The sequence below is a fragment of the Halomonas sp. SL18_1 genome (assembly GCF_055755715.1).
The window spans coordinates 518001-538154 of sequence record NZ_JBVTRK010000001.1; the positions used below are offsets into that span (position 1 = coordinate 518001).

24 protein-coding genes and 2 pseudogenes are annotated in these 20154 nt (G+C 66.5%); 19 read left to right on the forward strand and 7 right to left on the reverse strand.

Annotated elements, in window-relative coordinates:
* Nucleotides 1-30: 30 nt before the first annotated feature.
* Nucleotides 31-474 (forward strand): AAA-type ATPase lid domain-containing protein, encoded by a 444-nt coding sequence (locus tag ACSJDS_RS02665; protein ID WP_473034960.1) that lies wholly within the window; start codon nucleotides 31-33, stop codon nucleotides 472-474.
* 157 nt (nucleotides 475-631) lie between these two features.
* Here ACSJDS_RS02665 and ACSJDS_RS02670 read toward each other — a convergent pair whose 3' ends face one another.
* Both ACSJDS_RS02670 and ytfE read right to left on the reverse strand, forming a co-directional pair.
* The gene (locus tag ACSJDS_RS02670; RefSeq protein WP_473031995.1) at nucleotides 632-1249 is read right to left on the reverse strand and encodes a hemerythrin domain-containing protein; all 618 of its coding nucleotides are present in this window, start codon (nucleotides 1247-1249) and stop codon (nucleotides 632-634) included.
* A 60-nt stretch (nucleotides 1250-1309) separates the two neighbouring features.
* Nucleotides 1310-1966 (reverse strand): iron-sulfur cluster repair protein YtfE, encoded by a 657-nt coding sequence (ytfE, locus tag ACSJDS_RS02675; RefSeq protein ID WP_473031996.1) that lies wholly within the window; start codon nucleotides 1964-1966, stop codon nucleotides 1310-1312.
* Between the two features lie 37 nt (nucleotides 1967-2003).
* Here ytfE and ACSJDS_RS02680 point away from each other — a divergent pair, with 37 nt between their 5' ends.
* The 9 genes and pseudogenes from ACSJDS_RS02680 to ACSJDS_RS02720 all read left to right on the forward strand — a co-directional run bounded on the left by ACSJDS_RS02680 (nucleotide 2004) and on the right by ACSJDS_RS02720 (nucleotide 9858).
* Complete coding sequence (locus ACSJDS_RS02680) at nucleotides 2004-2417, forward strand: hypothetical protein (protein ID WP_473031997.1); 414 nt, start codon at nucleotides 2004-2006, stop codon at nucleotides 2415-2417.
* Between the two features lie 46 nt (nucleotides 2418-2463).
* Nucleotides 2464-3081: a TetR/AcrR family transcriptional regulator gene (locus tag ACSJDS_RS02685; RefSeq protein ID WP_473031998.1), complete on the forward strand. Its 618-nt coding sequence runs from the start codon at nucleotides 2464-2466 to the stop codon at nucleotides 3079-3081.
* A gap of 31 nt (nucleotides 3082-3112) precedes the next feature.
* A pseudogene (locus tag ACSJDS_RS02690) lies at nucleotides 3113-4228 on the forward strand (efflux RND transporter periplasmic adaptor subunit); the annotation flags it as partial.
* Nucleotides 4229-4412: 184 nt separating this feature from the next.
* A complete protein-coding gene (locus ACSJDS_RS02695) occupies nucleotides 4413-4916 on the forward strand; it encodes an efflux RND transporter permease subunit (RefSeq protein ID WP_473031999.1) in 504 nt (167 codons plus the stop codon).
* Between the two features lie 11 nt (nucleotides 4917-4927).
* Nucleotides 4928-7513 carry an efflux RND transporter permease subunit gene (locus ACSJDS_RS02700; RefSeq protein WP_473032000.1) on the forward strand — a complete coding sequence of 862 codons (2586 nt, stop codon included), beginning with the start codon at nucleotides 4928-4930 and terminating at the stop codon, nucleotides 7511-7513.
* A gap of 277 nt (nucleotides 7514-7790) precedes the next feature.
* The gene (locus ACSJDS_RS02705; protein WP_473032001.1) at nucleotides 7791-8024 is read left to right on the forward strand and encodes a hypothetical protein; all 234 of its coding nucleotides are present in this window, start codon (nucleotides 7791-7793) and stop codon (nucleotides 8022-8024) included.
* A 35-nt stretch (nucleotides 8025-8059) separates the two neighbouring features.
* Complete coding sequence (locus tag ACSJDS_RS02710) at nucleotides 8060-8764, forward strand: succinate dehydrogenase iron-sulfur subunit (protein ID WP_473034961.1); 705 nt, start codon at nucleotides 8060-8062, stop codon at nucleotides 8762-8764.
* Nucleotides 8765-8783: 19 nt separating this feature from the next.
* Complete coding sequence (locus ACSJDS_RS02715) at nucleotides 8784-9242, forward strand: 2-hydroxyacyl-CoA dehydratase (RefSeq protein WP_473032002.1); 459 nt, start codon at nucleotides 8784-8786, stop codon at nucleotides 9240-9242.
* 181 nt (nucleotides 9243-9423) lie between these two features.
* Nucleotides 9424-9858 (forward strand): globin, encoded by a 435-nt coding sequence (locus ACSJDS_RS02720; protein ID WP_473032003.1) that lies wholly within the window; start codon nucleotides 9424-9426, stop codon nucleotides 9856-9858.
* A 71-nt stretch (nucleotides 9859-9929) separates the two neighbouring features.
* Here ACSJDS_RS02720 and ACSJDS_RS02725 read toward each other — a convergent pair whose 3' ends face one another.
* From ACSJDS_RS02725 to ACSJDS_RS02745, 5 genes are all read right to left on the reverse strand, one after another.
* Complete coding sequence (locus ACSJDS_RS02725) at nucleotides 9930-10346, reverse strand: ferredoxin reductase domain-containing protein (RefSeq protein ID WP_473032004.1); 417 nt, start codon at nucleotides 10344-10346, stop codon at nucleotides 9930-9932.
* Nucleotides 10343-11098, reverse strand: a complete 756-nt coding sequence (locus tag ACSJDS_RS02730) for a globin domain-containing protein (protein ID WP_473032005.1) — start codon at nucleotides 11096-11098, stop codon at nucleotides 10343-10345. The genes ACSJDS_RS02725 and ACSJDS_RS02730 overlap by 4 nt, the downstream gene beginning before the upstream one ends.
* Before the next feature lie 154 nt (nucleotides 11099-11252).
* Nucleotides 11253-11426: a cytochrome D1 domain-containing protein gene (locus ACSJDS_RS02735; RefSeq protein ID WP_473034962.1), complete on the reverse strand. Its 174-nt coding sequence runs from the start codon at nucleotides 11424-11426 to the stop codon at nucleotides 11253-11255.
* Complete coding sequence (locus tag ACSJDS_RS02740) at nucleotides 11354-12472, reverse strand: cytochrome D1 domain-containing protein (protein ID WP_473032006.1); 1119 nt, start codon at nucleotides 12470-12472, stop codon at nucleotides 11354-11356. Before ACSJDS_RS02740 ends, ACSJDS_RS02735 begins: the two co-directional genes overlap by 73 nt.
* Nucleotides 12473-12486: 14 nt before the next feature.
* Entirely contained in the window at nucleotides 12487-12846 is a 360-nt protein-coding gene (locus ACSJDS_RS02745; RefSeq protein ID WP_473032007.1) for a c-type cytochrome, read from the reverse strand.
* A gap of 278 nt (nucleotides 12847-13124) precedes the next feature.
* Here ACSJDS_RS02745 and ACSJDS_RS02750 point away from each other — a divergent pair, with 278 nt between their 5' ends.
* The 9 genes and pseudogenes from ACSJDS_RS02750 to ACSJDS_RS02790 all read left to right on the forward strand — a co-directional run bounded on the left by ACSJDS_RS02750 (nucleotide 13125) and on the right by ACSJDS_RS02790 (nucleotide 20152).
* On the forward strand, nucleotides 13125-13598 hold the full coding sequence (locus tag ACSJDS_RS02750; protein WP_473032008.1) for an AsnC family transcriptional regulator: 474 nt from the start codon (nucleotides 13125-13127) through the stop codon (nucleotides 13596-13598).
* Nucleotides 13595-13735, forward strand: coding sequence for a hypothetical protein (locus ACSJDS_RS02755; protein WP_473032009.1), 141 nt, complete (start codon nucleotides 13595-13597; stop codon nucleotides 13733-13735). Before ACSJDS_RS02750 ends, ACSJDS_RS02755 begins: the two co-directional genes overlap by 4 nt.
* Nucleotides 13717-14136 (forward strand): siroheme decarboxylase subunit beta, encoded by a 420-nt coding sequence (gene ahbB, locus ACSJDS_RS02760; protein WP_473032010.1) that lies wholly within the window; start codon nucleotides 13717-13719, stop codon nucleotides 14134-14136. The genes ACSJDS_RS02755 and ahbB (ACSJDS_RS02760) overlap by 19 nt, the downstream gene beginning before the upstream one ends.
* Nucleotides 14108-14590: an Lrp/AsnC family transcriptional regulator gene (locus ACSJDS_RS02765; protein ID WP_473032011.1), complete on the forward strand. Its 483-nt coding sequence runs from the start codon at nucleotides 14108-14110 to the stop codon at nucleotides 14588-14590. The genes ahbB (ACSJDS_RS02760) and ACSJDS_RS02765 overlap by 29 nt, the downstream gene beginning before the upstream one ends.
* Entirely contained in the window at nucleotides 14565-15116 is a 552-nt protein-coding gene (gene ahbB, locus ACSJDS_RS02770; RefSeq protein ID WP_473032012.1) for a siroheme decarboxylase subunit beta, read from the forward strand. Before ACSJDS_RS02765 ends, ahbB (ACSJDS_RS02770) begins: the two co-directional genes overlap by 26 nt.
* Nucleotides 15117-15148: 32 nt before the next feature.
* The gene (gene nirJ / locus ACSJDS_RS02775) at nucleotides 15149-16348 is read left to right on the forward strand and encodes a heme d1 biosynthesis radical SAM protein NirJ (protein ID WP_473032013.1); all 1200 of its coding nucleotides are present in this window, start codon (nucleotides 15149-15151) and stop codon (nucleotides 16346-16348) included.
* 51 nt (nucleotides 16349-16399) lie between these two features.
* On the forward strand, nucleotides 16400-17260 hold the full coding sequence (gene cobA / locus ACSJDS_RS02780) for a uroporphyrinogen-III C-methyltransferase (protein ID WP_473032014.1): 861 nt from the start codon (nucleotides 16400-16402) through the stop codon (nucleotides 17258-17260).
* Complete coding sequence (locus tag ACSJDS_RS02785; protein ID WP_473032015.1) at nucleotides 17260-18783, forward strand: cytochrome D1 domain-containing protein; 1524 nt, start codon at nucleotides 17260-17262, stop codon at nucleotides 18781-18783. The genes cobA and ACSJDS_RS02785 overlap by 1 nt, the downstream gene beginning before the upstream one ends.
* 167 nt (nucleotides 18784-18950) lie before the next feature.
* Nucleotides 18951-20152: pseudogene (locus ACSJDS_RS02790) on the forward strand (NnrS family protein).
* The last annotated feature ends 2 nt before the right edge of the window (nucleotides 20153-20154 follow it).

Below are 20154 nucleotides of genomic sequence, written 5' to 3' on the forward strand. Positions count from 1 at the left end.
CCTTTGCGCGAACGGGGCAGCGATGTTCTGGTGTTAGCCGGTCACTACCTGGAAATCAACCGTGCCCGTCTGGGGCTGCGTAGCCTGCGCCTCTCGCCGCAGGCCGAGGCGTCGCTGCTGGCGTATGCCTGGCCGGGCAATGTCCGCGAACTCGAACACGTGATCAGCCGGGCGGCCATCAAGGCGCTCAGCCGAGGGGCTCATCGTGGCGATATCATCACGCTGGAGCCCGAGAGGCTCGACCTCCCGCCGGTGGCGGACGGAGCTAAGGGCGGCTCGGAGCCGCTCTCTGCGTCATCTTCGGCCGCTGCCCTGCCGCTGCGTAGCAGGGTCGAGCAGGCCCAGCGTGCGGCAATTCGCGAGGCGCTTTCGGCCTGCGATGGGCGCTGGGCGGCGGCGGCCCGGTGGCTGGAGGTGGATCCCAGCAACCTGCACAAGCTGGCCCGACGGCTGGGCATGAAGCCAGAGGGGTAGCAGCCTGCAACGAAACCCTTGCCATCTTCTACATGACGTTCCATTACGATTGGGGTGACGATCCCGCCGGCTGAGCCCGCCACCCTTACCACCGAGCCCGGCACGCAGGCCCCCCAGGCGAGGCCCAGGGGGGCTGTGGCGCCATCTGCTTGCCGGATCAGGAAGAAGTGGCTGGCCTGGCGTCGCAGAGCGGGCAGAAGTCGGCCTGTTCGCCATGGCCCAGGCGCAGCCCTGTGTGGTGATCGGCGATCTGCCGGTAGAGCTGCTGGAAGCCGGGGCTGCCCTCGGCGGGGCTGGTGAGCGTGATCCGCGGCGGCATCGCCTCCAGTTCCGCCGCCGGGAGGCAGCGCTCGATGAGCGGGTAGACGTGGCGGTTCTCGCTATGCAGGTGATGGTGGTAGAGCTCGCTGAAGGCGCGTGCCAGGTTGAGCCGGTTGGCGTCGAGCTCCTCTCCCGGCGCCTCGTCCGCCTGGCGGCGGAATGCTTGCTCGAGCTCGCTGCCATAGCGGACGATGCGCCGATGCTCCTCGGTGAGCACCTCCAGCAGTTCGGCGCTCTGAGAGTGACAGCTGGCCAGCTGCTCGAAGAGGGCATCCTCCACCGGGTGGTGCCACTCCTCGGGCTGGCGGGTCAGGTAGTGGCACAGCCTGGCCAGCAGCCGGTAGTCCGGGAGCTCGTTGCAGGCCGCGATATGCAGCTGGCGATCGAGGATGCACAGTAGCGCCTCGTAGCGGTAGTGGTCGGCGTGCAACCGTTCCAGAACGATGGCTTTCATGGTGACCTCCCTGACGCGCCGCCGCGGGACGGCGCGTCGCTGTTGGGCGCCGCCCAGGGTTCAGCCGGCGCGTTCGAAGAGCAGGTTGTTCTCCAGATGAATGTGCTGCATCAGGTCCTCGCGGAACTCGCGCAGCCCGGTGTAGAGGGCGCGCCAGGTGGTGCAGGCGCCCTTGGGCGGGGTGATGTTGTCGGTCAGCGCCAGCACCTGCTCGAGGTTCTCGCCGTGGTCGTCGTGCTCGTGGCGCATCACCGCGATGGGGCCCTGGGCCTGGGCGCCCATCCCCCGGCGCAGCATCGGGAAGAGGATCTGCTCCTCCTTCTGCATATGGCTCTCCATCTCCTGGTGGATGGTGGTGAGCAGGTCGGCCAGGCCGTTGGGGCAGGTATCGCGTTCGCCGTGGACCTGCTCGACGCGACGGGCCATGCGCACCAGCTCGGGCAGCTGCTGGCGATGGACGTCGTGGTAACGAGTCAGGATATGGTCGATCAGCTCGTAGTTGCTGGCCGCCTGCCAGTCGCGCTCGTCGCTGGCAACGGCCGGCAGCCCCTCGAGCTCAGCGACCAGGGCTTCGGGCGCGAGGCCAATGCGCTCGGCGGCCTCGCGCAGGCTGATGCGTCCGCCGCAGCAGAAGTCGATGTTGTGTGCCCGGAACACCCGGGTGGCACCGGGCAGGGTCAGGGCGGTACGGCCGACGGTCTGTTCGATCAGGCTCATGGCAGGAACTCCTTGGGAGATGGGTCGCAGAGATTGAGTGACACTCTATACCAAGCAAGTGGCGTGCCAGCTCACGGGAGTGCGTCATCAGGGGGCTTGCCGGATTGATGGTGAAAATTACCTGGAACGTTTAGGGTCAATACAACCCTTGAGGGTAGAAATAACTATGCCGTCCGATTTGGTGGCCGACTTGCCCAGCGCCGTGCTCCAGCGCCTGCTGCAGGAACTCGACGTGGTGGCGCAGTCCGACCTGCCGCTGCGTACCAGGGTCGAGCAGGCCCAGCGTGCGGCAATTCGCGAGGCGCTTTCGGCCTGCGATGGGCGCTGGGCGGCGGCGGCCCGTGGATCCCAGCAACCTGCACAAGCTGGCCCGACGGCTGGGCATGAAGCCAGAGGGGTAGCAGCCTGCAACAAAACCCTTGGCAACTTGATGGCTGGCGTTACGTGGTGACCTCGCATAAGATAGTAATCAATTACTATCTTATGGGGATCAGGACATGTCTGAACGCCAGCATCTTTCCGCCGATGAGCGCCGGGAACGCACTGTGGAAACCGTCGTCGCCCTGTGCGGCGAAGAGGATCCCGCGACCCTGACCACCGGACGTATCGCCAGCCGCATGGGCGTCACCCAGGGGGCGCTGTTTCGCCATTTTCCCAACAAGGAGGCGATCTGGGAGACGGTGGTAGCCTGGGTGTCCGAGCGAGTCATGGCCAGAGTCGGTGCCGCCGCCGAGGGCGTTGAAAACCCTCTTGACGCTATGGAAGCGATGTTCCTGGCCCATGTGGCTTTCATCGCCGAGCATCCCGGGGTGCCCCGGCTGCTGATGGGGCAGCTGCAGCAGCCGCACCCTACCCCGGCCAGTCGTTTGGTGAAGGGACTCCTGGCGACCTACCGAGAGCGACTGATGGGACTGCTTGAGGAGGCTCGGTGCCGCGACCAGCTGCGCCCTGGGCTTGATTTGGACGCCGCGGCGGCCCAGTTCATCGGCTGCATTCAGGGGCTAGTGCTGCAGGCGCTGATCAACGACGACGTGGTCGGGATCGTCGGCCGTGCGCCGGCGGCTTTCGACCTCTATTGGCACGGCATCCGAGCGGATCGCGGAGGTGAGGCATGAGTCCCCGGGTGAAGCGCCTGGGCAAGGGATGATGGTACTGGTGGGCGTCGCTGCGGGCGTGGCGTTGCTGGTCTTCTTCTTGGTCAATCGCCAGGTCCCAGAGCGCAGCGACACGCCACCGGCACCTGCGGCGGTGGCGGTGATTGAGGCCCAGCCGCTGGCGCTTCGCCTGGAGGCGCGCGGCCACGGCGTGGCGCGCCCCGCCGAGACCTGGCAGGCCGTGGCCAACGTCTCGGGCCGGGTGGTGGCGCGCCACCCGGACCTGGAGAGCGGCACTCTGCTGCGTGAAGGCATCCTGCTGCTGGCGCTGGACCCGAGCCGCTATGAGCTGGCCATCGCTGAAGCCGAGGCGGAGTTGACTCAGCTCGAGGCAGAGGAGGCCAATACCCGGCGCCTGCTGGAGCTGGAGCGTCAGTCACTCGATCTCGCCGAGCAGGAGCTTTCCCGAATCGAGCGATTGGCGGCCACCGGCTCGGTCTCCACTTCTCAGCGAGACGCTCAGCGTCGCAGCACGGTAGGGCAACGCCAGGCAGTGACCACGCTGGAGAATGCCTTGGCCCTGATGCCGGCTCAGCGCGAGCGGGCATCGGCGCGCCTGGCCCAGGCCCGGCAGGACCTGGCGGATACCCGCTTCGTGGCGCCCTATGACCTGCGCCTCGGTGAGGTGGACGTAGCGCTGCACCAGTTCGTGGGCGCGGGGCAGCGGCTGTTCGAGGCGGATAGCCTGACCGCCGCCGAGGTGGAGGCGCGTATCCCGTTCAGCATGATGCGGCGCCTGCTGGGCAGCGTGGCGCCGGTCGAGCCTGAGCCCGGCACCCTGGATCTTGGTGAGCGCATCGACCTCGGCGTGATCGAGGCCGAGCTGGCGCTGGTCGGGGCGCCCGGCGTGGGCTGGCAGGGTAAGGTCGTCAGAGTGGCCAGCGGCCTCGACCCTGCCACCCGCGCCGTGCGGGTGGTGGTCAGGGTCGATGAGCCCTGGCGCGATGCGCGGCCCCCGGATCATCCACCGCTGCAGCGCGACATGTATACCCGGGTGCGGCTCTCGGCTCTCGATCCCAGGGCCTTGATGGTGGTGCCGGCGTCGGCGCTCCATCAGGGCGAGCTCTATCTTGCCGATGAGCAGCAGCGTCTGGTGCGTCGCCCGGTCTCCGTGGCCTTCGAGCAGGGTGGGCTGGCGGTCATCGAGGCGGGGCTTGCCCGGGGGAGCAGGTGGTGGTCGATGACCTGCAGCCGGCCATCGAGGGGATGGCACTCTCCGTGCGTCGGGACGAGGAAGCCGAGGCGCGTCTGGCCAACCGGGCCCGAGGCGAAGTGCCGGAGGGAGAGCAGCCATGATCCGCTGGTTTGCCGCTCACCCCACCGCCGCCAACCTGCTGCTGATCCTGCTGCTGGCCGCCGGGCTCTTCGCTGCCCCCAACCTCAAGCGCGAGACCTTCCCCGACTACCGCCCGGTGGAGGTGTCGGTGGAGGTGGTCTACCGCGGGGCCAGCGCCGCCGACGTCGAGGACGCCGTCTGCAGACGCCTGTTCGATGCCGTCAAGGGCGTGGAATTTCTCGATGAATTTAGCTGCGTGGCACAGGACAATCTGGCCAGCGCCACGGCCACCATGGCCGTCGGCGGCGATGCCATCCGCTTCCTCAACGAGATCGACACCGAGGTGAGCGCCATCACCGAACTGCCGGCCCGTGCCGATCCCCCGGTGGTACGTGAACTCCACCGCAGCGACCTGGTAGCCGCGATCGCGGTGTCCGGCGACATGCCCAAGCGCCAGCTGGAAGACTACGCCCTGCGCCTGGAGGAGCGCATCATGACGCTGCCCGGGTCGCTCGGGTAGCGATCCACGGCATGCCCCAACGCCAGTGGCAGGTGGAGGTGCCCCGTGAGGTGCTGGGGCAGCACGGCCTCTCGGCCCGGAAGCTGGCGGGGCGGGTAGCCGGTCAGAGCCTCGATTTGCCCCTGGGTACCCTGGAAACCGCCGAGCGCGATATCCTGCTGCGCTTCACGGATCAGCGTCGTTCGCCCGCTGAGCTGGAAGAGCTGGTAGTGGTCTCCGACGCCGGAGGCGGTGAGCTGACCTTGGGTGAGCTGGCCACCATCACCGAGGCCGGCGAGCGAGCCGAGGAACAGGTCCGCTTCAACGGCGAGCCGGCGCTGGTGCTGGAGGTGAGCAAGGCGCTGCGTGACGATGCCCTGACGGTTAAGGAGCGGCTCGAATCGCTGCTCGAGGCCGAACGTCGGCGCTTCGACGGCGGCATCTCGCTGACGCTGACCCAGGATGCGACCAGCATCGTCCGAGACCGCTTGCAGATGCTGGTGGGCAACGGCCTGATGGGCCTGGTGCTGGTAGTGCTGGTGATGAGTCTGTTCTTCCGCCCCCGGCTGGCCCTGTGGGCGGTGCTGGGCCTGCCGGCGGCCTTCATGGGCGCTTTCATCGTCATGGCCCTGACCGGGCTGTCGATGAACATGATCACCTTGGTGGCGCTGCTGATGTCCATCGGCATCGTCATGGACGATGCCATCGTGATCACCGACAACATCGCCCGCCACGCCCTGCAGCAGAAGTCGCCGCTGGAGGCGGTAGTCGATGGGGCTCGCCAGGTCATGCCCGGTGTGCTCTCGTCCTTCTTGACCACCGCCGCGGTCTTCGTGCCTCTGTCCTTCCTGGCCGGGGAACTGGGGGTGGTGTTGCAGGTGCTGCCCGTGGTGCTGATCGCCGCCCTGGCGGCAAGCCTTGTCGAGGCATTCTGGATCCTGCCACATCATCTGAAGGGCAGTGTGCAGAAGCTGGCCGATGGCCACGACTCCCGCTTTCGAGCTGCCTTCGAAGCTCGCTTTGACAGGTTCCGCGAGGCCGTCGGGCGACTGGCCGATCGGGCGATCCGCTTTCGGTATGCGGTACTGGGGGCCATCCTCGCCGTCATGCTCGGCTCCTTTGGCTTTATGGCCGGGGGGCATGTGGGTAGCGAAGCGATGCCGGATATCGATGGCGACGTGCTCGAGGCGCGCATCCTGATGCCCCAGGGCACGCCCCTGGCGCGCACAGAGGCAGTGGTCGAGCGGGTCGAGGCGGCGATCCGCGAGCTCGATGCTCGCTTCTCGCCAGCGCAGCCGGGAGGTGCCTCACTGGTCGAAGCGACCCAGGTGCGCTTCAACCATAACCTCAGCGCCCGGGAGACGGGCCCCCATGTGGCCACCGTCATCGTCGACCTGCTGACCGCCGAGCGGCGCCGGGTGACCCTGGATGAGCTGACCCCCGCCTGGCGGGAGGCCATCGGCGAGGTGGAGGGTCTGCAGCGGCTGATCATTCAGGAGCCCGGATTCGGGCCTGCCGGCGTGCCGGTGGAGGTGCGCCTGACGGGAAACGATCTCGATGCCATGAAGGCGGCAGCGCTGGAGCTGAGAGAGCATCTCGAGGGCTATGCGGCCGTCTACAACGTCATCGATGACCTGCGCCTGGGCAAGCCCCAACTGACCCTCTCCATCGCCGAGGGCGCCCATGGCCTGGGGCTCTCCGCCGAGGAGGTGGCCGGCCAGCTGCGCGCGGCGCTGCTGGGGGAGGTCGCCGATACCCAGCGTATCGGTGACCGGGAGGTCGAGGTGCTGATCCGCCTGGCCGAGGAGGACCGGAACTCCCTCGATGCGCTGGTCGACATGACCATCGCCCTGCCCGATAGGAGTCGGGTACCCCTGGAAGTGGTGGCCAACGCCGAGGAGCGGCGCGAATGGGCGCACATCACCCGCATCGACGGGCGGCGTACCGCCACCGTGGAGGCCAACGTGGATGCGCGACAGGCCAGCGGCCAGGCTATTGTCGATGACCTCGCCGGCAGCGGCTGGCTCGAGGGTTTCCGCAATCGCTATCCTGATGTCGCTGTCTCCTTCGAAGGCCAGGTGGCCAGCTCCGCTGAAACCGGTGGCTCCATCGGCCGTGGACTGCTGATCGGCCTGGTGGGCATCTTCGTCATCCTCTCCTTCCAGTTCCGCAGCTATGTAGAGCCACTGATCGTCATGCTCGCCATTCCCCTGGCCTTCATCGGTGCCATCTGGGGTCACGTGCTTATGGGCTACTACCTCTCCATGCCCTCGATGATTGGCGCGGCCTCTCTGGCCGGTATCGTGGTCAACAACGCTATCCTGCTGATTCACTTCATCAAGGGGCATCGGTCCCAGGGGCTCGGTGCCGTGGAGGCTGCCGGCCAGGCCAGCCGCGACCGGCTGCGTGCCATCCTGATCTCGTCCACCACCACCATCGCCGGGCTGCTGCCGCTGCTGGCCGAGACCAGCACTCAGGCGGCGGCCATTAAGCCGCTGGTGATCTCGGTGGTGTTCGGACTGCTCAGCGCCACCGTGCTGGTACTCCTGGTGATCCCGGCACTTTACGTGCTACTGGATGAGTGGGGGTGGGTGAAAGAGTCTGCCAACGCTTCTTGAGAGATTTCCCCTTGATAATAGTGAGCTCTCAGCTACCTTAAAAGAGGCATGTAAAATACATCTTCTAGGGGTGCCTTGATATCCACGCCAGACAACAGAAAAGCACAGGAGGCCGATATGCCACTTTTCGATCGAGTCTCACCCTTGGCGGGCAGGCTCTCGGGTGTTCTGGCCCTAGCCGCAGCTTTAGTGTTGGGAAGTGCGGTTGCAGCGGCAAATGACTACTGGCGGGAGTAATGCGCCCAGTCGTGATTTGAAGATCATGGGAGCTATCGTCATGCTTGATTTTTTTCACAATGCACAACGTACCCATGTCGTTGGCAATATGTTGATGGTGATTGGTCTTCTGCTGCTTCTAGTGGGTGTGCTGGGTGGTTACGTCATTAATGCGCATCTGGCGCTGTATCTACAGGTAGTGGCCCATCTGCTGGTCATTGCCGGGCCAACTCTGATCAAGATTGGCTATGTGATGCGCCTCAATGCGCGCCAGCGGCTGCATCTGGCCTACTGACACGGCCACCCAGCAAGAGGAGCAAGCACCGCATGATCCAAGTCCGACTCTACCGCTACCATCCCGAGTACGATGAAGCGCCGCGGCTGGAAACCCATGAAGTCGCGGAGCACTTCCGCAAGGCGATGGTGTTGGACGTCCTCGAGCACCTGAAGCAGCAGGATGCGACTCTGGCCTATCGGCGCTCCTGTCGCGAGGGGGTGTGCGGCTCCGACGGCATGAATATCAACGGCAAGAACGGACTGGCTTGCGTGACCCCGGTGACAGAAGCGCTGGATGGTAGCGATACCCTGATCCTTCGCCCGCTGCCGGGCATGCCGGTAATTCGCGACTTGGCGGTGGATTACGGCCTTTTTTTCCGCCAGTTTGAGAAGATCCGCCCCTGGCTCATCAACAATGAGTCACCGGCTACCATCGAGCGGCTGCAGAGCCCAGAGGACCGTGAGAAACTCGACGGCCTCTACCAGTGTATCCTCTGTGCCTGCTGCAGCTCTGCCTGTCCCTCCTGGTGGTGGAACCCGGATAAGTACATCGGGCCGGCCGGGCTGTTGCAGGCCTACCGGTTTCTGATCGATAGCCGCGATACGGCCACCGATGAGCGGCTGGCCGACCTCGACGATCCCTTCAGCGTGTTCCGCTGCCGGCAGATAGCCAACTGCACCTGGGTTTGTCCTAAGGGGCTCAATCCCATGCGCGCGATCGGACACATCAAGGCGATGCTACTGGCGCGTGGTAGCTGATCAAAGAGGAGTCGCGAAGATGGCATTTCGACAGGTGAAGGATCTGCTGGCATGGATCCATGACTTCCACGAGCAGCTTGGAAAACAGTATGTCCGTCTAGGGGATCAGCAGCAGGATGAACGAATGAAGATGGCCCTGGTCTTTCTGGCTGACCGTGAGTGGCGCATGCAGGAGGGGATGGCAGCCTATTTGGAAGATGCAGATGAGGGTCTGCTGTCCACCTGGCTGATCGATAGCCAGGAATTTGGCCATCCCGGTGTGCTGGAGCGCATTCCCCAGTGCCTGGGGTGCCATGATGTTCACGATATCCTGGCCAATGTGACGACCGCTCACCAGACCCTCAAAGACATGTACCGGCTGCGCGCTGAGCTGGCTTCCATTCCAGAGGAAACGGAGCTTTTCGAGCGGCTCGCCGACCAGCAAGAGGCTGAGGCTCGCCTCCAGACCCGAGATATTGCGCGTCTGGATATCTATTGAGCGCCGGCATTGCTGAACAGGCTGGCGGCAGGTTGTCGGGCCCCAGGGGAGTAACGGCAGAGGGTGATGTGCCGCCTGCATGATCCAGGTCATGCAGCGCGACATTGCGCGACACAAGTGGATGTCGTCGTTCCTGGCCTGTTCTAGGCTGCTTGGATAGCTACGCCATGGCGACGCTCCTATGGATATCGAAAGGCTCTTCGATGCCAGCTATATGCACGTCCTCAATCGCCGGCTCGAAGGCCGGGAGTTCTTTGACGTCTTCTACGAGTGTTTCCTGGCGGCATCGCCGGAGGTGGCGGCGAAGTTTCGCCATACCGACATGCCGCGTCAGCAGGCCATGTTGAAGAAGGCCTTCTACCATCTGCTGACCTTCTATGTCTCGAGCCATGCCGACTACTACCTGCACCAGGTGGCCGTGCTCCACAGCCGCGCCCACCTCGACGTTCGCCCCGAGCTCTACGATCTCTGGCTCGATGCCCTGATTGATACGGTGCGGCATTTCGATGATCGCTTCAGCGCCGATGTCGAGCTGGCCTGGCGGCTGGTGATGACGCCGGGCATCGTCTACATGACCTTTCATTACGATCGCGGCGGGGATGACTCCGCGCCTTGAGCGGGACAAGCCGCCGACGGGGCTCGACAGGGGAGGCGACACCGGCGCCGGGCCGGTGTCGCTTGGGCGGGTCAGGCCGCTTCGAGGGGGCGTGAAGGGCCGAAATGCTCGTAGTGGCGTCGCTCGGCGGGCACCCCGAGGTCGGTCAGTGCAGCGTCGATGGCGCTCATGAAGCCCTGGGGGCCGACGTAGTAGCAGCGGGCGTCCGCCGGCAGCAGCCGCGCCAGCAGGTCACGGTCGATTCGGCCGCGATGGTCGGCCGCCTCGCCGCGCTCGTGGACGCTCACCGCCTGCAGCGTTTCCGGATGCGCCTGGGCCAGCGCCGCGACCTCGTCGCGAAAGGCGTGGTGCTCGGCATCCAGGGCGGCGTGCAGATCGACCACCCGGCGGCCCTGGGCGAGGGCCTGGCGGGCCAGAGGCAGCATCGGGGTCTGGCCGACGCCCCCGGAGGCCAGCAGCAGCGGCTCGTCGCCGCCCTGCAGGGTCAAGTCGCCGGCGGGGGCAGCAGCGCCAGGGTATCGCCCACGCGCATGGCGTCATGCAGGTGGCGGCTAGCGCGGCCCTGCGGCTCGCGCTTGACCGAGATGCGATAGTGCCTGCCGTTGGGCACATCCGACAGGCTGTAGTGACGATAGAGCGGCTCGCCGTCGAGGGTCAGCCTTACGCCGATGTACTGGCCGGGGGCATGGTCGGCCACCGGGCCGCCGTCTACCGGCTCCAGCACGAAGGAGCGGATCACCGCGCTCTCCTGACGAACCTCGGCGATGCGGAACTCGCGGGGGCCGCGCCAGCCGCCGGGTCGCTCTTCGAACTCTCGATAGCGATGGTCCTCCAGCTCGATCAGCAGCCCGGCAAGCTCCTCGTAGAGCGTGCTCCAGGCGTCGGCGACCTCCGGCGTCACGGCATCGCCCAGCACCTCGCCGATGGCGGCCATCAGGCATTCACCGACAATCGGGTAGTGCTCGGGGCGGATGTCCAGCGAAACATGCTTGCTGACCACCGTGGCCAGGGTCTCGCGCACCTTCTCGCGGTCCTGGCGCAGCTGGACATAGGCCAGCACGGCGCCGGCCAGTGCCCGGGGCTGGCCGCCGTCGGCCTGGTGAGCGTCATTGAACAGCGGCTTCACCTCGGGGTAGCGGGCGAACATCAACGGGTAGAAGCGCTGGGTGATGGCGTCGAGGTGTTCGGCCACGGTGGGGGCGGTGGCCGCGATCAATTGCTCCTGCTCGGCGTTGAGCATAGGGGTCTCCTTCGTCGATGGGGGTATTTTTTATAAGAGGTATTTAGAATACTTCTTATGAGGGGCGACGAAGTGAGGCGTTTTGTCGCAGCCTTCGGCTGGAGCGTTGAGAGCGGGGCTGGACGGCGGCCGGGCTGGCCGCCGCCGCGGCGTGCTATAGCCCGATACGGTGGGCGCGATGGGTGAAGAAGATACCGCTGGGCGATTCGGCCGGCAGGCGCGCCAGCTCCTCGAAGGTGCGAGTGTCGTAGACGACTACCTGGTCGCTGTCCCGGGCCGAGATCCAGATGTGTTCACCACGGGGGTGAACTCCTTGTGCAGGATCGATTCGCCAGGCTCGAGGGTCTTGATGATCTCCAGCGTTCGCGTATCGATCACCTGCACCTTGTCGTTGAGCGGGTGGGCGAAGGTGACCCATACCTGCCGCTCGTCGGGGCGGCTCATCACGAAGATCGGCTGGCCGTGGACCTCGATGCGCTCGGTCAGCGACCAGTCGCGGGTGTCGGCCACCAGCACCTCGTTGCGGCCCACGGCGGGGAAGAAGGCCTGGTCGCCGGCCATCGCCCAGCCCTCCAGGTGGGGCATCTTGTAGACCGGCAGCCGCTCCTCGCCGCGGCCGTAGTCGGGCAGGATGCGTTGCACGCCCTTCTCCGGGTACCAAAGGTCGAGCATCGCCATGCCGTCCTCGCCGAACAGCCCGGCGATATAGTAGCGGCCGTTGGCGGTGATCAGAGCGTCGTAGGGCATGCTGCCCACGTCGCGATACTGGGTCAGCTCGGGCTCCTCGGAGGACATGTCCAGGGTCCAGATCTCGCCGGCCTCGAAGAGGCTGAACACGAACATGTTGCCGGGCACGTCCACCACCCCGACCACCTTGGCCTGGTCGGTGGTGCCATCGGGCTTCTCGTAGGTGGCCGGCACGTCGATCACCAGCTCCATGGTCTCGACGTCGAAGACCTTGACGCCGCCGGGCTCGTAGTTGCCCACCGCCACGAAGCGGCCGTCCTGGGAGATCGCACCGCCGATGCTGTTGCCGCCCTGGATGATGCGCCCGTCGATCTCGCCGGTGAGCAGGTCGAGCCGGGTCAGGCCGCCGTCGCGGCCGAAGACGAAGGCGTAGCGGGCGTCGCGGGTGAACTTGACCGAGGCGTGGGAAAGGTCGCCGAAGCCCTCGACATGGCGCAGCACTTCCCGGTGGGTGGTGTCGACCAGCGCCACGCTGCCGGTGGCGCGCTCGATGATCACCCCGAGATCGCCGGTACCGCGCAGCTCGGGCAGGGCGTTGGGCGAGCTATCGGCCAAGGCCGGGGCCCCGACCATCAGAGCCAGGCTGCCGGCCGCCAGCAGCGATTTGAGGGAGGTGGGTAGGGGCATCGGAAATCTCCTGATCAGTCTTGTGATGTCAGCGTGTCGAGGGGGTTGTCGGTCTGCAGGTGCTCGGCGATCCAGCGGGCATCGGCCTCGCTGATCAGGGCCTTCCAGCCGGGCATGGCGCTGCCGGGGATGCCGTGCAGGATGATATGGCTCAGCGCCTCCACGCTGAAGGTCTGCATGCGGTCGCGGGGCAGCGCCGGGCCCAGGCCGCCGCGCAGGGTCATCCCGTGGCAGGAGCCGCAGTCCTGGTAGAGCAGGGTTTCAAGCTCCGCCTGGCGCGCCGGGTCGAGTTCGTCTTGCAGATCCTGCGCCTGGGCGGAGGTCGACGACAGCAGGATGCCCAGGAGCAGCGTGATCAGAACCGGCATATGCATGTGAAAGGGCCTCGTAGGACGGATGGGAAACAGGGGGCGCGGCGGTGTCATGGTCGACGTGACGGTTAGACGCAGTGTCCCGCCGACGATCAGGCGTTGCTTTGACGGGCATCAATGCCCTGTCGGGTAGTCGTGGACCAGGAACGCAGAAGTGCCATTGAAAATACCTCTTTTGACTTGTGTCAACGCCAGCGACGATCACGGCATTCGGGATTGATGGTGCATGTAATATACGCCTTAACATCATGCTTTCTATCGACCTCAGCGGGTGGCTGCCGATGGTTTCACTGGATGCTCAGGATCGCGCTCTCATCGACGCCTATCAGCGTGGCCTGCCGATCTGTGAGCGGCCCTTCGCCGCCATGGCCGAGCGGCTGGGCGTCAGCGAGGCCGAGGTGGTCGAACGCCTCGAGCGCCTCCAGTCGCTGGAGGTGCTGAGCCGGGTGGGGCCGGTGTTCGACCATGCCCGGGCCGGCGCCAGCCTCCTGGCGGCGGTGGCGGTACCCGCCGAGCAGCGCGATGCCGCCGCCGCGGTGATCAACCGCTGTCCCGGGGTCAACCACAACTATGCCCGCGAGCATCGCTACAACCTGTGGTTCGTGATGACCGCCGCCGACGAGGCGCAGCTCGAGGCCCGCCTCGATGCGCTGGAGGCCGAGCTGGGCGAGCCGCTGCTGCGCCTGCCGATGCTCGAAGGCTTTCATATCGATCTGGGCTTTCCCATTCCCTGGGCCGAGCTGGAGGGTGCATGAGCCATCTGTCGCATGACCCGATCCCCTGCACCGAGGCCGAGCGTCGCCTGCGCGCCCTGCTCGAGCGCGGCCTGCCGATCACCCCCGCCCTTGGCAGCGGCTGGCCGAGCAGTGCGGCATGCACGAGGCCGAGGTGATGGCCTGTGTAGAGCGCTGGCAGCAGGCGGGCCTGATCAAGCGCCTGGGGCTGGTGGTCAAGCATCACAGCCTGGGCATTCGCGCCAACGCCATGGTGGTCTGGGACGTGCCCGACGCAAGCGTGGGCGAGCTTGGCCGGCGCCTGGCGGACGAGGCGGCGGTAACGCTGTGCTATCGCCGCCCGCGCCGGCTGCCCGACTGGCCCTACAACCTGTTCTGCATGATCCACGGTAGCCGCCGCGAGCGGGTGCTGGCGTCGCTCGACGAGATCGTCGAGCGCCAGGGGCTGCAGGCCATTCCCCACCGCGTGCTGTTCAGCCTCAAGGCCTACAAGCAGCGCGGCGGTCGCTACACCCGAGAGGACGACGCCCATGACAGCCGAGCCTGCCACCCGGCCTGAGCCGGCCCAGCTCGATGCCGCCGACCGGCGCATCATCAACCGCCTGCAGGACGGCCTGCCGCTGGTCGAGGCCCCCTTTGCCGTGGTGGCCGAGGAGCTTTCGCTCACCGAGAGCGAGCTGCTCGAACGGCTGGCCTGCCTGCGCGAAAGCGGCGTGTTGAGCCGCTTCGGTCCCATGTACCACGCCGAGCGGCTCGGCGGCGGCCTGACCCTGGCGGCCCTGGCGGTGCCAGAAGATGACTTCGAGCGGGTTACCGAGGCGGTCAATGCCTTCCCCGAGGTGGCCCACAACTACCGGCGCGAGCACCGCCTCAACATGTGGTTCGTGCTGGCCACCGAGACGCCGGAGCGTATCGCCGAGGTGATCGCCGAAATCGAGGCGGCCACCGGTCTTACGGTCTTCAACATGCCCAAGCAGGAGGAATTCCATGTCCGTCTCCACCTGCCCGTCTGACCCGGCGTCCACGCCGAGCGCCGCGCCCGGCGTCCTGGACGCCCAGGACCGGGCCATCATCCTGGCCACCCAGGCCGGGTTGCCCCTGGTGCCGGACCCCTGGCGCGCGGTGGGCGAGCCGCTGGGGCTCTCCGGCGAGGAGGTGCGGCGGCGAATGGAGCGCATGCAGGAGAGCGGGATCATCCGCCGCATCGCCGCGGTGCCCAACCACTACCGGCTCGGCTATCTGGCCAACGGCATGACGGTGTGGGACGTGGAGGACGCCGAGATCGAGCGGCTGGGGCGCGCCGTGGCGGCGCTTCCCGGCGTCAGCCACTGCTACCGGCGCCCGCGTCATCTGCCGGACTGGCCCTACAACCTCTTTGCCATGCTGCACGGACGGACCCACGCTGAAGTGGAGGCCCAGGCGGAGGAGCTGCGCGACCTGCTCGGCTCGGCCTGTCGGGATCACCGCATCCTCTACAGCTCACGCATTCTCAAGAAGACCGGCCTGCGTCTCGCGGGGCGGTCCGACAGGCAGCGTTAGGGGCGACCCCGCCTGCCGCCAGAGGAGTTACCATGTTCAGAGTCACCCGCTACATCAAGTCCCTGGTCGAGCCCACCCCGGTGCCGCCGGCCCGCAAGCCGCCCGGCCCGGTGGTGATCTGGAATCTGATCCGCCGCTGCAACCTGACCTGCAAGCACTGCTATACCACCTCGGCGGACATCGAGTTTGCCGGTGAGCTCTCCAACGCCGAGGCGCATGCGGTGCTCGACGACCTGAAGGGCTTCCGGGTGCCGGCGCTGATTCTCTCCGGCGGCGAGCCGCTGATGCGCCCGGATATCTTCGAGCTCTCCCGCCGGGCGCGGGCGCTGGGCATCTATACCGGGCTGTCCACCAACGGCACCTTGATCGACGAGTCCAACATCGACGAGATCGCCGACATCGGTTACGACTACGTGGGCATCAGCATCGACGGCCTGGAGGCGACCCATGATGTGATCCGCCAGCGTCAGGGCGCCTTCCGCGAGTCGATGCACGCGGTGAAGCTGTGCAAGGAGCGCGGCATCAAGGTGGGGCTTCGCTTCACCCTCACCCAGCAGAACTACGAACAGCTGGGCGACATCCTGGCGCTGCTCGAGGAGCACGACGTCGACAAGTTCTATTTGTCGCACCTCAACTACGGTGGGCGCGGTCACCGCCACGGCAAGCACGACGCCTGGCACCAGATGACCCGCGACGCCATGACGCGACTCTTCGACCACTGCCGGGCGGAACTGGCCCGCGGCGTCGAGCGCGAGTACGTCACCGGCAACAACGACGCCGACGGCCCCTTCCTGCTGATGTGGGCCCGCGAGCACTTCCCTGAGCAGGCCGAGGCGCTGGAGCAGCGGCTGATCAACTGGGGGGGCAACGCCTCCGGTGAGAACATCGCCAATATCGACAACCTCGGCAACGTGCATCCGGATACCTTCTGGTGGGATCACACCCTGGGCAACGTCCGCGACCGGCCCTTCTCCGCGATCTGGCGGGATACGCAGGATCCCCTGATGCTCGGCTTTCGACAGCGCCCCAGGCCGCTCAAGGGACGCTGCGCCGAGTGCCGCTATCTGCCGATCTGCAACGGCAACACCCGGGTGCGGGCCTGGAAGGTCACCGGCGACCCCTGGGAAGAGGATCCCGGATGCTATCTCAGCAATCAGGAAATCGGCGTCGATGAGCGCCGAGAGCGCCGCGTGGCGGCCCCCTACGATGCCATCCAGAGCATCGAGCTATAGACCGTAGAGTAGAATCCAAGACAAGAGTGACGCTTCGGGGAGAGGCCGACCATGACCATACATCGCCATTCGCGACACCTGAATTTCGACCTTGACGAGGCGCCCCTGGCGCCCGGCGAGGTCGCCATCGTGGGGGCCGGCCCCGGTGACCCGGGCCTATCGACCCTGCGCGCCCTGTCGCTACTTCAGCAGGCCGACTGCCTGGTCTTCGACCGCCTGGTCTCCCAGGAGGTGCTGGCCCTGGCCCCGGCCGGCGCGCGGCGCTTCTACGTCGGTAAGGCCTCGCGCTGCCACGCCCTGACCCAGGAGGAGACCAACGCTCTGCTGGTGCGCCTGGCCGGGGAGGGCAAGCGGGTACTGCGCCTCAAGGGCGGCGATCCGTACATCTTCGGCCGCGGCGGCGAGGAGGCCGAGTACCTGATCGAGCATGGCGTCGGCTTTCGCGTGGTGCCGGGGATCACCTCGGCGTCGGGCTGCTCCACCTATTCCGGATTCCCGCTGACCCACCGCGACTTCGCCCAGAGCGTCACCTTCGTCACCGGCCACTGCAAGGCCGACGGTGAGCTGGCGCTCGACTGGTCGGCCCTGGCGGTGCCCAACCACACGGCGGTGTTCTACATGGGACTGGCCAACGCCGAGCTGATCAGCCGTGAGCTGCAGCGCCACGGCTTGCCCGCCACCCACCCGGTGGCCCTGGTGGAGCGTGGCACCACCCCCGAGCAGCGCCACGTGTTGGCGACCCTGGGCGACCTGGTCGAGGTGATCGAACGCGAGGGCTTCAAGCCGCCGACGCTGATCGTGGTGGGCGAGGTGGTGCGTCTGGCCGACACCCTGGCGCCGGCCATGAGCCGGCTGACCCGGGAGGATGCCGAGACATCCGAGGAACTCGACATGGGGAGACTGGCACTGTGATGCGACCCGCGCTTCTGATCGGCACCCTGCTGGGGCTGGCCGCACCCTCGCTGCCGGCGCTGGCCGACGACCCCGATGCCAACGTGCTCTACAACCACCACTGTGCGGTGTGTCACGGCGTCAGCCGGCTGGGCGGCATCGGTCCGGCGCTGCTGCCGGACAACCTCTCACGGCTCAAGCCCGACGAGGCCGTCGAGGTAATTCGCGACGGCCGGGTGGCCAGCCAGATGCCCGCCTACGGCGAGCTGCTCAGCGAGCCCGAGATCGCCGCCCTGGCCGAGTGGATCTACGAGCCGCCGGAGGTGGAGCCGACCTGGACCGAGGAGGACATCCTGGCCAGCCACGAGGTGCGCTACCCCTATGGCAGCCTGCCCGACGAGCCGGTGTTCGAGGTCGACGACCTCAAGAATCTGTTCATCGTGGTGGAGATCGGCGACCATCACGTCAGCCTGCTCGACGGCGACACCTTCGAGCGTATCACCCGCTTCCCCAGCCGCTACGCGCTGCACGGCGGGCCCAAGTACACCCCGGACGGCCGCTACGTCTACTTCGGCTCCCGCGACGGCTGGGTAACCAAGTACGACATCTACAACCTGGAGGTCACCGCCGAGGTGCGTGCCGGCATCAACATGCGCAACATCGCGGTCTCCGCCGACGGCCGCTATGTGCTGGCCGGCAACTATCTGCCGCATACCCTGGTGCTGTTCGACGCCCGGGACCTGGAGCTGATCGCCACCATCCCGGTGGAGGGGCTCAACGGCGAGACCTCGCGGGTCAGTGCCGTCTACACCGCGCCGCCGCGTGACAGCTTCGTGGCGGCCCTGCGTGACATCCCCGAAGTCTGGGAGATTCGCTGGCCGGAGGAGCGCGCCGAGGGCGACGAGACGATCACCGGCGACTTCGCGCTGCACCGCATGGAGGCGCCGGACTACCTGGACGACTTCTTCTTCGACATGGAGTACCGCTACCTGGTGGGGGCGGCCCGTGGCGGCAAGGGCGGCCAGGTGTTCGATATGGATGAAGAGGTCAAGGTTGCCGACCTGCCCCTGGAAGGCATGCCGCACCTGGGCGCGGGCATCACCTGGGAGCTGGATGACCGCCGGGTGATGGCGATCCCGCATATCGACAAGGGGCTGGTATCGGTGTTCGACATGACCGACTGGTCGCTGATCACCAACATCGAGACCGACGGCCCGGGCTTCTTCATGCGCAGCCACGAGAACTCGCCCTACGCCTGGGTGGACGTCTTCTTCGGCCCCAACCATGACCGGGTGCACGTCATCGACAAGCAGCGCCTGGAGATCGTCGAGACCCTGATCCCCGAGCCGGGCAAGACCGCCGCCCACGTGGAGTTCGACCGCCGCGGCGAGACCCTGCTGCTCAGCGTCTGGGACGACGACGGCTACTTGCTGTGGATCGACGGCAACACCCTGGAGGAGATCGACCGCATGCCCATGAAGCGCCCCTCCGGCAAGTACAACGTCTGGAACAAGACCCAGTACGAGGAGGGGACCAGCCACTGACGGGCCGCCCGCTCGTGGGTATGCCAAGCGCCTGGCCGGAAGCGGCCAGGCGTTTTTGCGGGGAAGCGCTAGTCTCGAAAAGGAGTATTCTTGATACCTGTCATAGCGTTGTGCGCCGCTTTTCCACACAATGGCTTTATCCAAGCCTTCAAGTCGGGTATCACGTCATGAAATCAGCCACTGCCGCATCCGGCCTGACGCACCTGCCCGTGGCGCGTCTGGCGTTTCGTCCCTTCTTCCTGCTGGCCTCGCTGTTCAGCGTACTAGCCCTGGTGGTGTGGTTCGCCTTCTGGCACGGCGATATCCTGCTGCGCCCCCACGGCGGCCTGATGTGGTGGCACCAGCATGAGATGATCTTCGGTTTCGGCGCCGCCATCATCGTGGGGTTTCTGCTGACCGCGGTACAGAACTGGACCGGCCAGCGCAGCCTGCACGGTGCGCCGCTGCTCGGCCTGGTGCTGCTGTGGCTCGCGGCGCGGGTGCTGCTCGCCTATCCGCTGGGCCTGCCGGCCTGGCTGCTGATGTTGCTCGACGTGGCCTTCCTGCCGCTGGCGGCCCTGGCCATGGCCCGGCTGGTGATTCGCGCCAAGCTGTGGCGCAACCTGATGTTCGTGCCGCTGCTGCTGCTGATGGCCGTCGCCAACCTGGCCATGCACCTGGGGATCATGCGCGGCGAGCTGCCGCTGATCCGCGAGGGGGGCTACCTGGGGGTGCTGCTGATCGCCACCCTGATGGTGCTGCTGGGCGGGCGGGTGATCCCCTTCTTTACCTCGCTCAAGCTGGGCCGGCCCAAGCCCACGCCCAATGCCATGCTGGAGAAGCTGGCGGTGGGCGCGATGCTGGCGGTAGTGCTGATTCAGCTGCTGATCCTGCTGGGCATGGACGCCCTCTCGGCGCTGCTGGGCTGGGTGATGCTCATTGCCGCGGCGGCCAACGCCGTGCGGCTGGCCCGCTGGGAGGGCCTGCGCACCCTGCATGAACCGCTGCTGTGGGGCCTGCACCTCAGCTACGCTTTTATCCCGCTGGGACTGGTCATGTGGGCCCTGGCGCTGACCGGGGTGTTCCGCGTCGAGCTGGCGCTGCATGCCCTGGCGATCGGCGGCGTTGCGGCCATGATGCTGGCGATGATGGCGCGGGTCTCGCTGGGCATACCGGCCGTACCATTCGCACCCTGCCCGGCATTGGCGTGGGGCTGGCGCTGATGTTTGCCGGCGCCCTGCTGCGCTCGCCGGTGCTGGCGATGTTTCCGCAGATCACCCACTGGACCTACAACCTGAGCATCCTGTTCTGGTGCATCGCCTACCTGATCTTCCTGTTCCACTACACGCTGCCGCTGGTAACGGCGCGGGTGGACGGCAAGGACGGCTGAGG

What these genes read in the sequence shown, in the direction of transcription:
- ACSJDS_RS02750 (WP_473032008.1), top strand. Translation starts at nt 13,125, where the DNA reads ATGGTTTCACTGGATGCTCAGGATCGCGCTCTCATCGACGCCTATCAG.
- ACSJDS_RS02740 (WP_473032006.1), bottom strand. Translation starts at nt 12,472, where the DNA reads ATGCCCCTACCCACCTCCCTCAAATCGCTGCTGGCGGCCGGCAGCCTG.
- ytfE (WP_473031996.1), bottom strand. Translation starts at nt 1,966, where the DNA reads ATGAGCCTGATCGAACAGACCGTCGGCCGTACCGCCCTGACCCTGCCC.
- ACSJDS_RS02755 (WP_473032009.1), top strand. Translation starts at nt 13,595, where the DNA reads ATGAGCCATCTGTCGCATGACCCGATCCCCTGCACCGAGGCCGAGCGT.
- ACSJDS_RS02695 (WP_473031999.1), top strand. Translation starts at nt 4,413, where the DNA reads ATGATCCGCTGGTTTGCCGCTCACCCCACCGCCGCCAACCTGCTGCTG.
- ACSJDS_RS02765 (WP_473032011.1), top strand. Translation starts at nt 14,108, where the DNA reads ATGACAGCCGAGCCTGCCACCCGGCCTGAGCCGGCCCAGCTCGATGCC.
- ACSJDS_RS02670 (WP_473031995.1), bottom strand. Translation starts at nt 1,249, where the DNA reads ATGAAAGCCATCGTTCTGGAACGGTTGCACGCCGACCACTACCGCTAC.
- cobA (WP_473032014.1), top strand. Translation starts at nt 16,400, where the DNA reads ATGACCATACATCGCCATTCGCGACACCTGAATTTCGACCTTGACGAG.
- ACSJDS_RS02705 (WP_473032001.1), top strand. Translation starts at nt 7,791, where the DNA reads ATGCTTGATTTTTTTCACAATGCACAACGTACCCATGTCGTTGGCAAT.
- ACSJDS_RS02700 (WP_473032000.1), top strand. Translation starts at nt 4,928, where the DNA reads ATGCCCCAACGCCAGTGGCAGGTGGAGGTGCCCCGTGAGGTGCTGGGG.
- ACSJDS_RS02685 (WP_473031998.1), top strand. Translation starts at nt 2,464, where the DNA reads ATGTCTGAACGCCAGCATCTTTCCGCCGATGAGCGCCGGGAACGCACT.
- ACSJDS_RS02745 (WP_473032007.1), bottom strand. Translation starts at nt 12,846, where the DNA reads ATGCATATGCCGGTTCTGATCACGCTGCTCCTGGGCATCCTGCTGTCG.
- ahbB (WP_473032010.1), top strand. Translation starts at nt 13,717, where the DNA reads ATGCACGAGGCCGAGGTGATGGCCTGTGTAGAGCGCTGGCAGCAGGCG.
- nirJ (WP_473032013.1), top strand. Translation starts at nt 15,149, where the DNA reads ATGTTCAGAGTCACCCGCTACATCAAGTCCCTGGTCGAGCCCACCCCG.
- ACSJDS_RS02720 (WP_473032003.1), top strand. Translation starts at nt 9,424, where the DNA reads ATGGATATCGAAAGGCTCTTCGATGCCAGCTATATGCACGTCCTCAAT.
- ACSJDS_RS02730 (WP_473032005.1), bottom strand. Translation starts at nt 11,098, where the DNA reads ATGCTCAACGCCGAGCAGGAGCAATTGATCGCGGCCACCGCCCCCACC.
- ahbB (WP_473032012.1), top strand. Translation starts at nt 14,565, where the DNA reads ATGTCCGTCTCCACCTGCCCGTCTGACCCGGCGTCCACGCCGAGCGCC.
- ACSJDS_RS02785 (WP_473032015.1), top strand. Translation starts at nt 17,260, where the DNA reads ATGCGACCCGCGCTTCTGATCGGCACCCTGCTGGGGCTGGCCGCACCC.
- ACSJDS_RS02715 (WP_473032002.1), top strand. Translation starts at nt 8,784, where the DNA reads ATGGCATTTCGACAGGTGAAGGATCTGCTGGCATGGATCCATGACTTC.